Raw genomic sequence first — 11,723 nt, forward strand, 5'->3', positions numbered from 1 at the left:
AGGAGGCCATTTAATGAAAGATGTTATTTATGTTACTGGACATAAAAATCCTGACTCAGATTCCATATGTGCAGCTTTAGCTTATGCGGAATTTAAAAATAAAACAGGCACTATACCAGCTATTCCAGTAAGACTAGGAAATGTAAATCAAGAAACTCAATTTATATTAGATTATTTTAAAGTTGAAAAGCCAATGTACTTAGAGACAGTAAAGTTAAAGGTTGGAGATCTTGCCTTTGATAAAATTACTCCTCTTGCAGCTGATATATCTTTAAAAACTGCTTGGAATTTAATGAAAGAAAAGAACATTAAATCTATTCCAGTAGTTGATGGAAATACTCACTTAATAGGAGTTTTATCTATTTCAAACATAGTATCTAGCTATATGGATATTTGGGATAACAAAATATTATCAAAAAGCAAAACTACCATTGACAATATAGTTGACACTTTGTCTGCAAAATCAATTTACATAAATGAAGCCCTTAATATATTTCCTGGGAAAATAATGGTGGCTGCTATGCAACCAGAAGGTTTAAAGGAATATATTGATGAAGGAGATATTGTTATTGTAGGTGGAGATAGAGCTGATGCTCAAGAAACCATTATGGATGCTAAAGTATCTCTAATGATTTTGACAGGTTCACATACACTAAGTGATACTTTATTAGAAAAAGCTCGTGAACTTGGTATAACTGTGATATCTACTCCTCATGATTCATTTACAGCTTCTAGATTAATAGTTCAATCTATTCCTGTAGAGTATGTAATGGTTAAAGATAACTTGATTGCTTTCTCTACTGAAGACTTAGTAGATGACTTAAAGAGTATCATGGTTGAAACTAGATTCAGAAACTACCCAGTTTTAGATTCTAGTAACAAAGTTGTTGGTACTTTCTCAAGATATCACATGATTTCTAACTACAAAAAGAAAGTTATTCAAGTTGACCACAACGAAAGAGGTCAATCAGTAAATGGACTTGAAGATGCTGAAATTCTTGAGATAATAGATCACCATAGAGTTGCAGACATTCAAACTGGCAACCCTATTTACTTTAGAAATGAGCCTATAGGTTCAACTTCTTCAATAGTTGCTAAGAGATTCTTCGAAAATGGCATAAGACCATCTAGAGAAGCTGCTGGACTTTTATGTGGTGCTATCATTTCTGATACATTATTATTCAGAAGTCCAACTTGTACTGAAGAAGATAAAAATATCTGTAAGAGACTTGCAAATATAGCTGAAATAAATATTGAAGAGTTTGCAAAAGAAATGTTTAAAGCAGGTACATCTTTAAAAGGTAAATCTGTAGAGCAAATCTTTAATCAAGACTTCAAACCTTTCACTATAGAAAACACTAAAATAGGTGTTGCTCAAGTTAATACTATGGATATTGAAGGCTTTATGCCATTAAAAGACTCAATGCTTGAGTATATGAGCAAAAAAGCTATAGATAATGGTTTAGAGGTTGTAGTTCTTCTATTAACTGATATATTAAATGAAGGTTCTCAAGTACTAGTTGCTGGTGGCAGACCAGAAATAGTTGAGAATGCATTTAAGGTTAGCTTAGTTGATCACACTGCTTTCTTACCTGGAGTTTTATCTAGAAAGAAGCAAGTTATACCACCTTTAACTAATACAATAACTTCAATGTAAAATAAAAGCTTTGGCATTTCGCCAAAGCTTTTTTATTCTTTATTAAATTTACACATTATTGCTGTAAAAACGTTTTTCAGCTTAACAAAATTCATTTACTATGCTACTCCTAAAGAATAAAAAACAAGAGAATTGAGCGCCTGCCAATTTTTCCTCACATGCGTTTGGAAAGGCAGATGCGCAAAAAAAATCTACGGCTCATAGTCGCCTTGGTGATTTTTTTATCTACTTCTCATATTATTAACCATTCCCCACATCTCATCTGCAGTGGTTATTCCTTTAGATGCAAGTTGAAATGCTCTTTGCGTAATTATCATCTCTGAAAACTCTTGAGCCATATCTACATTTGATCCTTCTAAGAAACCTTGGTATATATCTGCATTAGTTTCTTCATTAACTTGTACTCCTTCTGCTGGAACATAAAGATTAGAGCCAGCTGAAATAAAAGCATTATCTCCAACTGCATTATATAGAGGAATATTTCCTATCCTATTATATGTACTTCCATTTTGTATATATATACTACCGTCTGTATCGATCTTAGTCGTGTTAGCTGTAAGTGCTGGATTACCTTCTCCATATCCATTTGCATATTGAATAGATAATTTATCCCCTTGAGCTGTTACTAAAGTTCCTGAAGCATCAATCTTAAAACTTCCATCTCTAGTATAAGCATAACTTCCATCAGCTTTGGTAACTCTAAAATAACCTTGTCCATCTATTGCTATATCAGTTGGTTGTTTTGTTTCCATTAAGTTTCCTTGTTTGCCGTTTCTAGTCCACTCTGTAGTTTTTACTCCAGTTCCCGTATAGGAATCTTTGTCGTAAATAGGATAACCTAATCTATCAAAGGACTCAGATAACAAGTCTTTAAAAGCTGTTTCTGTTTTCTTATATCCTGTAGTATTAACATTAGCTAAGTTATTAGAAATGCTGTCAAGTTTTTCTTGGTTAGCATTCATTGCACTTTTAGCCGTCCATAATATTCTCATCATAAAGCTTTCCCCTCCTTATTATCTTACTGCACCTATTTCACTAGCTGCTTTTCCTAAAGTCTCATCTAAAGTTTGTACAACTTTTTGATTAGTTTCAAAACTTCTCATAATTGTCATCATATTAACCATTTCATTTATTATATTAACATTACTTTTTTCTAATACACCTTGCTGAACAGAAACTTCTCCACCATAGTTAGGATTTTGTCCTTCATAAAGGTTGTCTCCAACTTTTTTAAGTGAATTATAATCTTCAAAATCAGCTGTTGCAAATTTATATGTACTTACTCCATTAATAAACAAATTACCATTTGCATCTAACTCTGGTTCGTTGTTTCCTATGTATATGGGTTCCCTTGCACCTGTAGCATTGTTTACTCCTAATACACTATCACCAGTATTAGTAACTAAATAACCTTGAGTATTTACTCTAAAGTTACCGTCTCTTGTATAATATTCTTTTACACCTTCAGCAGTATTTTTTCTAACTGTAAAAAATCCACTTCCTTGTATTCCAAAGTCTGTCTTTTTTTCAGTTTCATTTAAAGTTCCTTGAGTCCAAAGAGTATTAGTTTCGTCTATCTTAGCTCCTAAGTTTAACTTTCCTAAAGTATTTTTAACTGTATTTCCATTTGCAAGTTTCTCTTTATTAGCTAAAAGTACATCTTCAAAGCTCTTTATAGATAAGTTATCACCTTTAAATCCAGTTGTATTAGCATTTGCTATATTGTTAGTAATTACATCTTGTTTAGCCTCTAAAGTAACTAAACCTGTTACTGCCGTGTATAAACCTCTTATCATTTCTCCACATCCTCTTTATCAAAAATAACTTTTACTTCATCTGGATATTTCATACCATATTCTCTGGCTTTTTCTTCAATCCTTGCTTGTGAAAGTTGCTGATTAGAATTATATCCAAGCATTAAAATAGTAGCTAAAATTAATCCTATTCCCATACCAATTAATAATTTTCTATCATTTAAAAAATTGATTAAATTTTTGATTGTTTTAATAAACTTTTTATTAATAGTACTTCCCCCTTTCCCATTGAAAGGCTTTCACATATATCTTCATCAGTATATCCTTTATCTATAAGGTCTTTAATTACATTCATTCTACTAATTACTTGATTTTCTGTTTCATTCTCTTCTTCAGCTATATCAATTTCATCATCTGTAAGTGTATCTATTTTAGTATAGTTTTCATCATTAGTGTTATCCTCTAACTGATAACTATTGTCCTTTGGATAATTATACTGCTTTACTTCTTTTAATTCAATAATCTCTTTTTGGAGTTCTAGGATAGTTTCGGAAAATTCTCTTCTAAGCTTTCCTATTTCTAAATCAGTATCTGAAATATTCTCTTCTTCATTATGTAATATACTCAAAAAACTCTTATCCTCTTTTTTTAAACCTTTATAGTTAAAATAAATCAAGAGCACTCCTGCTAAAATAATAAGTATCGGCATATAATCCCTCTTTATGTATAATGTAATTTTTTCATATTGGTTCTTAAATTTCTAATTGCTCTACTATGTAATTGGCAGATTCTTGACTCAGATACCTCAAGGATCTTACCTATTTCTTTCAATGTTAATCCTTCATAATAATATAAACTTAATATCATTTTATCTTTTTCATTTAAAAGTTCTATAGCTTTTTCAAGCATCTCAAGTTCTTCTTTTTCTTCTAGAGTTTTTTCAGGGGAAGGACTATTCTTATCTTCTATTATTCCCTTTATAGACATATCCTCATCATCTGAAAATATTACGTCATCTAAAGACTGAATAGATATATAGTTTATATAGTTCTCAACCTCCGCAACTTCTTTTATTGTAACTCCAAGCTCCTTAGCTACCTCATCAGTAGATGGTTCTCTAAGAAGAGTTCTTTGAAGCTGCTCTACTGCATCATTAAATCTATTCAATTTATCAATTGCACCTTTGGTAATAGGAGAGTTTTTTCTAATCTCATCTATCATCGATCCTCTTATTCTAATAGATGCATAGGTTGAGAATTTCATTCCCTTTTCATAATCAAATTTATTAATAGCATCCATGAGACCAACCATGCCATAGCCTAATAAATCATCGTATTCAACATACTTTGTTTTACCTAATATTACTCTCGATGCTATATACTTTACTAATGGTATATATTTTTCTGCTAGCTGTTCTTTAGATGGTCTAGCATTGGCTATTGTCATGACTTTGTCCCCCTTATTTTATATTACACTTCTTTGTCTTCTAATTATAGTAAATACTATCTTAATTATCTTATCTCGTTCTCTTTCCAAAAGATTTGAAAAAGAAACTCCATAAATATATTCGCTATCTTCTGTTTTATCAACTCTTACTATTTTCCCTTTAATTAAAACTTCTTCTTCCTCATACTTAAGCTTTAATGCAATTTTCTCTGAAAGCTCTATTCTTTCTTTAGATTTAAATCTTAAACCTCCGCCACTTAAATCTAGTAGAGTTGCTGTTTTAAAATTACTAAATACAGTTTGAGTATCAACTGTAAAAATTGAGTATTCTATTGGATACATAGTTGTTACTCTAACATAATTTCTTCTTTGTACCTTAGTATATTTCTCTGGAATAGTTAAAACATACATAGGTATATTATTTTCAATTTTTCTTTTTATAATCATAGTTGTAAATTTATATACTATTCCATTTTCTTCATGAAAGGTTGCTGAAATCCATTCTCCTTCTTTTATAAAAAGGTAATTTCCTTCTGCAACAGGTATAGTTATAGAAAAGGTTTCTTTGTCCTCATCTTGAACTGTTGCCTTATAAACTTTTTTATCTTCCCAAAATATAGATATAATTCTGTTTAGCCCTATTTCTAATGTTTCCATTTTTCCCCCTATGAAAAAATACTAAATATTTTCTTAAACAGCCCCTGCACACCTACCCCTTCGTTTCTAACTTCTTGTCCTTGAAGTTTAGTTGCTATTTCCTTTATACATTTTGAAGCATCACTATTAGGATAAGCTAAAGTAAATGGTTTTTGTTCTCTTACTGATTGCACTAGTTTTCTATCCTCTAGAACTGTTCCTAAATGGGCTAGTTCTAGTCCTAAAAATTTATCAACTGCACTTTTAAATTTAGAGAATGTATCTACTCCTTCTTTTAAAGTAAATGCTTTATTTACAATTATATTCGCTTTACTTTTAATTTTAAAGTGTTTTGTTGCTTTAAGCAAGCTATATGCATCGGTTAAAGAGGTAGGTTCTGGAGTAGTAACCACTATTAATTCCTCGCAGCAGGATATAAAAGCTAATACACTTCTATTTATGCCGGCTCCAGTGTCTATTAATATATAATCATAATCTTCTAGGGTTTGAATTTTTTCTAGAAACTTATTTCTCTCTCTCTCTGTAAGGTCTTCTACCTTATTGATTCCTGATCCCCCTGAAAGAAGTTTTACTCCTAAGGGGCCATCAGCTAACACCTCATGTATATCTTTACTGTCATCTAAAATATCAAACAAATTATGTTTTGGAAAAACTCCCATCAAAACATCATCGTTTCCCATTCCTATATCCGCATCAAAAACCAAAACTCTTTTTCCTTGTTCTCTAAGAGATATTGCCAAGTTAACTACTATATTACTTTTTCCAACTCCACCTTTTCCAGAGGTAATAGTAATGATTTTGCATCTAGGTTTATTTCCACCATTTGAAGCTAATTCTCTTAACTTAACAGCTTGATCTAGCATACACTATCCTCCCCTAGAATAAGTTCTAATAGTTCTCTTTTTGTTGGCTTTTTAATATCTTCTGGAACAGACTGTCCTGTAGTTACGTAAACTATTGGTTTGTTTGACTCCTTTATTATCTTAACTAATCCTCCATAAACTGAAGTTTCATCAAGTTTTGTTATTATTATTCCATCATAATTCAAAAGTTTATAACCTTCTAAAATTATATCAATATCTTTATTTTTTATAATTGAAGACATCACTAAATATATTGAATCTGGAGAGGCTTTTTCAACAAATGCTCTAAGTTCTGAAATCTGCATTGTATTTTTAGAGCTTCTTCCTGTGGTATCTACTAATATGGTGTCACAGTATTTTAACTTCTCAATAGCTTCTTCCATTTCCTTTAAAGTTATTACAACTTCTAAAGCTATTCCCATTATTTCTGCATAGGTTTTTAATTGTTCAACAGCACCTATTCTATATGTATCTATAGTTATTAGTCCAACTTTTCTCTTTTCAACTAAAGCAAGTTTTCCAGCTATTTTAGCTATTGTTGTAGTTTTACCAACCCCTGTAGGTCCTGCAAAAACCACTGTTCCATTTAAATTGTTTGTATCTATTTTTATTAAATTACTTAAATAATTCCTTAAAATCTCTTTTTTCTCTTCAAAAGCTGGAGTTGCCTTTATGTCTCTAATAATGTCTTTTATGAATACTTCTTCTATATCTCTGTCTTTTAGAAAAGAAATGAATTTATCTTCTTCTATTATTTCTTCCTTTTCTAAAACCTTAGATAAAAGATCTTTAATTTCTCCCATTTCTTTTTTCAATTCATTATCTGAAGAAGCTGACACAGCTGTTTCTCTTGGAGTATCAGCTTTAACATCCATTTTAGTACTTTTATTCTTTAATTCTTGTTCCATAAGTTTTTTTATAGAATCTATAGAACTTTCAAATTCATTAGCTTTTTTAACTTCATTTTTAGGTTCTGCCATTTTTTCTACAGCAGCAGTTACTTCTATAAGCTTAGGAGAAAAAAATCCTTTAAAGCCTGGTCTTTTTATTTTTCTTTGACTAAGTATAACTGCATCTTTTCCAAGTTCATATCTAATTCTAGTCATAGCTTCATTCATGCTACTCACTATGTACTTTTTTATAACCATCTATACTGTCACTACTCCTTCAGTTCTTATTTCCACATCATTAGGTATTTCATTTAAAGAAACTACCATAATATGAGGGTACACCATTTCAATAAGTTTTCTAAAAACCGGTCTTATCTTTGGTGATACTAAAACAACTGGTTGATTATTATAGAAATAAACTCTTTCTACTACATCCCTAATTCCATTAAATATCCTTGTTGTAGTATCAGGATCGATTGCGGGGAATGAACCTTGTATTGATTTTTGTGTATTATTTGCAATTAAATCTTCTATTTGTGGGTCTAAAGTTACAACTGTTATTGCTCTATTTTCATCTATAAGTCCATTACATATAGTTCTTGCTAAAGAGAATCTTACATACTCAGTTAAAAGTTCAACATCTTTTGTATTTCTTGAGTTATCAGCTAAAGATTCTAATATTGTAACCATATCTTTTATTGGAACTTTCTCCTTTAAAAGATTTTGTAGTATCTTTTGAAGTTCTCCTATAGTCATTAAATCTGGTATAAGTTCGTCAACAACTGCAGAGTATCTTTCTCTAGTATTATCAACTATCATCTTAACTTCTTGTCTTCCTAAAAGTTCATAACCATGAGCTTTTATAGTTTCAGTTAAGTGAGTAACCATAACAGTTGTAGGATCAACTACAGTAAGTCCTCTTATTTCAGCTTCTTCCCTTTGATCCTTATTAATCCACACAGCTGGAAGTCCAAATGTTGGCTCCATAGTTTTAATTCCTGGTATATCAGTTGTATCCCCTGAAGGATCCATACATAAAAGCATGTTAGGCATTAAGTCTGATGAGTTTATTACAGTTCCTCTTATTTTTATAACATACTCATTAGTTTTAAGTTGAAGATTATCTCTTATTCTTATAGGTTGAACTATTATACCCATTTCTATAGCACATTGTCTTCTAACAGAGGCTATTCTTTGAAGTAAATCTCCACCTATAGATTCATCTGCTAAAGGAATAAGACCATAACCTATTTCAACTTCCATAGGTTCCACAGAAATTAAATTCATAACATTCTCTGGTTCCTTTTTTTCTATCTCCATAAGTTCTTCTTCTTCTCTTGTAAACTCTTGCTCTATCTGCTCATTTTGATCTTTAATTAAGAAATATGATGCAGAACCTAAAGCAGCTCCTGCCACTAAAAACGGTATCTTAGGAAATCCTGGTATAATTGCCATCATACCTGATATTACTCCAGCCATTCCTAATACCACTGGGAAAGCAGTTATCTGTTTACCTAAAGTTTCTCCAAAGTTAGTAGCATTTCCTGAACGAGTAACTAAAATACCTGAAGCTGTTGATATAAGAAGTGCAGGTATCTGAGAAACAAGACCATCTCCAACTGTCAATTTTGTATATATTGCTGCTGCTTGAGCAGCATCTAAATTTCTTTGAAGAATTCCTATAACTATTCCAGCTAAAATATTGATTATAGTAATTACTATTCCGGCTATAGCATCTCCTTTAACGAACTTTGAAGCTCCATCCATTGCTCCATAAAAATCTGCTTCAGCCTGAAGATCTTCTCTTCTTTTTTTAGCTCCAGTTTCGTCTATAAGCCCTGCATTTAAATCTGCATCTATACTCATTTGTTTTCCTGGCATAGCATCTAATGTAAATCTAGCTGAAACTTCTGAAACTCTTCCAGCTCCATTAGTTATAACTATAAACTGAATAAGAACAATTATAACAAATAAAATAATTCCTACTGCATAATTACCTCCTACAACGAAGGTACCAAAGGCCTCTATTACATTCCCTGCATCTCCTTGAGACAATATAAGCCTTGTTGATGATATATTTAATCCTAACCTAAATAGCGTTGTTACAAGTAATAATGTTGGAAATACAGAAAATTGTAAAACGTTTGTTGTAAACATAGTAATTAATAAAATTACTATAGATAAGGTTATATTAAAAGCTAAAAATACATCTAACAGCCATGTTGGTAAAGGAATAATTATCATCATTACTATTCCTATTACTCCAAAAGCTACTAATATATCAAAATTCTTTTTAAAATTTCTTTTGCCTAAGACCTCCATATGTACTCATCCATCCTTTTTATTTCTGCTTCTTCATCTTAAAAACTAAAGCAAGAATCTCTGCAATAGCTTGATACATTTCTCCTGGTATCTCTGAACCTATATCTAGAGTGTCGTATATAGCCCTTGCCAAGGGTTTATTTTCTATTATAGGTATGTCATTATCTTTTGCAATTTCTTTAATCTTTATAGCAATATTATCTGCACCTATGGCTGTAACTTTTGGTACATTCATTCCACCCTCTTCATACTTTAATGCTACCGCTATATGTGTTGGGTTTGTGATTACAACCGTTGCATCTGGTACAGCCTGCATCATTCTTCTTGTTGCCATTTCTCTTTGCTTTTGCTTTATTTTACCTTTAACTTGAGGATCTCCTTCCATTTGTTTAAACTCTTCTTTAACCTCTTGTTTACTCATCCTCATTTCTTTACTAAAAATTCTTCGTTGAAGCACATAATCTATTATAGCTAAGACAATCATTAACATGGTTATCTTAGTAAATATACCCATAACTAAATTTTTAATTTCTAAACCCAAACTTGGAAAATATACATTTCCCATAGATAAGATACTTTTATAGTTGGCCATTACAAAGTCATACGCTAGATATCCTATAATGCTTATGACAATTAGATTTTTTACAAGTTCTAAAAGACTTCTTTTAGAAAACATATTTTTTATACCTTTTAGAGGGTTTAACTTTCCTAAAGATGGTTTAAGAGGTTCCCCTGTAAGCAAAAATCCTGTTTGCATTAAAGATGCAACCACTCCTCCTACCATTATAGGTATTACCACAGGAAAGATTCCCATAGCCATTCTAAGCATTACAAACATTCCATAATTTTTAGCTGAAATATCGGTAATCTCTTGCTTAAAATCTGAAGATAAAAAATATATCATGTCACTTTTAAAATTGCCTGCAATAAATCCACTAAATAGAGATATTACTAATGTACATATAAGTAAAGTAAAAGCTAAACCTACATCCTTACTTCTTGGAAGTTGACCTTTTTTTCTTGATTCACTTTTTTTCTTTGGTGTAGCTTCTTCAGTTTTATCATCTGCAAAGATAAAAACCAAAGGTATAGCTCCATAAATACCTCTAAATATTTCTGGTATTAAATTGAATGCACTTATTATAAACTTTACTAATATAGGCATTGCTATTATTATACATAAAAATCCAACTAAAATCTTAAGAGGCATTCCTAAAATCATTACATTTAACTGTGGAACAGATCTAGAAACTAACCCCATGCAGACATCTGCTATTATAATAATCAATACTATTGGTATTGCTATTTTCAAACCTATTATAAAATACTGTGAAATACTTAAAAAAACTTGATTTATTGTTTCTTGATAGATTATAGTTGTTCCTAATGATACAACTTGAAAACTTTCTATTAAAGATTTAATTAGCATATAGTGTCCATCTATAAGGAAAAATACCATTATGCCAATCCAATGAAATATATTACTTAAAAGAGTTGATGTACTTTGAGATGAAGCATCAAAAAGACTTATCATACTAAGCCCTATATGGGTATCCATCCATGCTCCTGCAAATTTAATGAAGTCAAAACATATGTTGACTATCATAGCTAAAATTATTCCTGTCATTACTTCATTTACACAATAAAACATAAGAAGAAAATTATTATCTATACTATTTACTACAGAGTAGTCAATTCCTCCTACTATCATATAAGAAAGAATAAAAGCAAAAAATGCTTTTACAGTTCCTGGAGTTCCTGAAGGGAAAAAAATTCTTCCAAGCATTAGAAAGGCACCTACTCTAAGGAAAATCAAGAAAATTGCTAAAAAATAATCTATGTTAATCAAGATTTTTCCTCCTACTTGGTTATATTAGCTATTATTTGAAAAATTCTTTCTGTAAATCCTAATAACTTATGAAACATCCAGCTACCTAGTAATAACCCTACTACCGCTACTCCTATAAGCTTCGGAACAAAGGTAAGGGTTTGTTCTTGTATCTGTGTGGTTGCCTGTATTATACTTATAATTAAACCTAAAACCAATGCAACAACTAAAAATGGCGCTGCAACTGTTAATGAAGTTACTATAGCATCTTTAACTATACCTAAAACCATATTTTCACTCATCTAA

General features: G+C 30.9%; 12 protein-coding genes. 1 reads left to right on the forward strand and 11 read right to left on the reverse strand.

Going from position 1 to position 11,723, the window contains the following annotated elements; translation table 11 throughout:
* Positions 1-13: 13 nt before the first annotated feature.
* Complete coding sequence (locus P8F83_RS11475) at positions 14-1,657, forward strand: putative manganese-dependent inorganic diphosphatase (protein WP_326514693.1); 1,644 nt, start codon at positions 14-16, stop codon at positions 1,655-1,657.
* Positions 1,658-1,878: 221 nt separating this feature from the next.
* Here P8F83_RS11475 and P8F83_RS11480 read toward each other — a convergent pair whose 3' ends face one another.
* From P8F83_RS11480 to fliQ, 11 genes are read right to left on the reverse strand one after another with little or no spacing between them, the layout of a single operon-like run.
* Positions 1,879-2,652: a flagellar hook-basal body complex protein gene (locus tag P8F83_RS11480; RefSeq protein WP_326514694.1), complete on the reverse strand. Its 774-nt coding sequence runs from the start codon at positions 2,650-2,652 to the stop codon at positions 1,879-1,881.
* Positions 2,653-2,670: 18 nt separating this feature from the next.
* Positions 2,671-3,453 carry a flagellar hook-basal body complex protein gene (locus P8F83_RS11485; protein ID WP_326514695.1) on the reverse strand — a complete coding sequence of 261 codons (783 nt, stop codon included), beginning with the start codon at positions 3,451-3,453 and terminating at the stop codon, positions 2,671-2,673.
* Positions 3,450-3,608 carry a hypothetical protein gene (locus P8F83_RS11490; protein ID WP_021800952.1) on the reverse strand — a complete coding sequence of 53 codons (159 nt, stop codon included), beginning with the start codon at positions 3,606-3,608 and terminating at the stop codon, positions 3,450-3,452. Before P8F83_RS11490 ends, P8F83_RS11485 begins: the two co-directional genes overlap by 4 nt.
* Before the next feature lie 35 nt (positions 3,609-3,643).
* Complete coding sequence (locus P8F83_RS11495; protein WP_326514696.1) at positions 3,644-4,120, reverse strand: hypothetical protein; 477 nt, start codon at positions 4,118-4,120, stop codon at positions 3,644-3,646.
* An 11-nt stretch (positions 4,121-4,131) separates the two neighbouring features.
* Positions 4,132-4,857 (reverse strand): FliA/WhiG family RNA polymerase sigma factor, encoded by a 726-nt coding sequence (locus P8F83_RS11500; protein ID WP_326514697.1) that lies wholly within the window; start codon positions 4,855-4,857, stop codon positions 4,132-4,134.
* An 18-nt stretch (positions 4,858-4,875) separates the two neighbouring features.
* On the reverse strand, positions 4,876-5,514 hold the full coding sequence (locus P8F83_RS11505; protein ID WP_326514698.1) for a flagellar brake protein: 639 nt from the start codon (positions 5,512-5,514) through the stop codon (positions 4,876-4,878).
* An 8-nt stretch (positions 5,515-5,522) separates the two neighbouring features.
* Positions 5,523-6,377, reverse strand: coding sequence for a MinD/ParA family protein (locus P8F83_RS11510; protein WP_326514699.1), 855 nt, complete (start codon positions 6,375-6,377; stop codon positions 5,523-5,525).
* Positions 6,371-7,525 (reverse strand): flagellar biosynthesis GTPase FlhF, encoded by a 1,155-nt coding sequence (gene flhF / locus P8F83_RS11515; protein ID WP_326514700.1) that lies wholly within the window; start codon positions 7,523-7,525, stop codon positions 6,371-6,373. The genes P8F83_RS11510 and flhF overlap by 7 nt, the downstream gene beginning before the upstream one ends.
* Positions 7,526-9,589, reverse strand: coding sequence for a flagellar biosynthesis protein FlhA (flhA, locus tag P8F83_RS11520; RefSeq protein WP_326514701.1), 2,064 nt, complete (start codon positions 9,587-9,589; stop codon positions 7,526-7,528).
* Positions 9,590-9,608: 19 nt separating this feature from the next.
* Complete coding sequence (locus tag P8F83_RS11525) at positions 9,609-11,438, reverse strand: fused FliR family export protein/FlhB family type III secretion system protein (RefSeq protein ID WP_326514702.1); 1,830 nt, start codon at positions 11,436-11,438, stop codon at positions 9,609-9,611.
* An 11-nt stretch (positions 11,439-11,449) separates the two neighbouring features.
* Positions 11,450-11,719: a flagellar biosynthesis protein FliQ gene (gene fliQ, locus P8F83_RS11530; RefSeq protein ID WP_326514703.1), complete on the reverse strand. Its 270-nt coding sequence runs from the start codon at positions 11,717-11,719 to the stop codon at positions 11,450-11,452.
* Positions 11,720-11,723 lie beyond the last annotated feature (4 nt).

It is taken from the genome of Clostridium intestinale (assembly GCF_035905475.1).
Lineage (GTDB): Bacteria > Bacillota > Clostridia > Clostridiales > Clostridiaceae > Clostridium_T > Clostridium_T intestinale.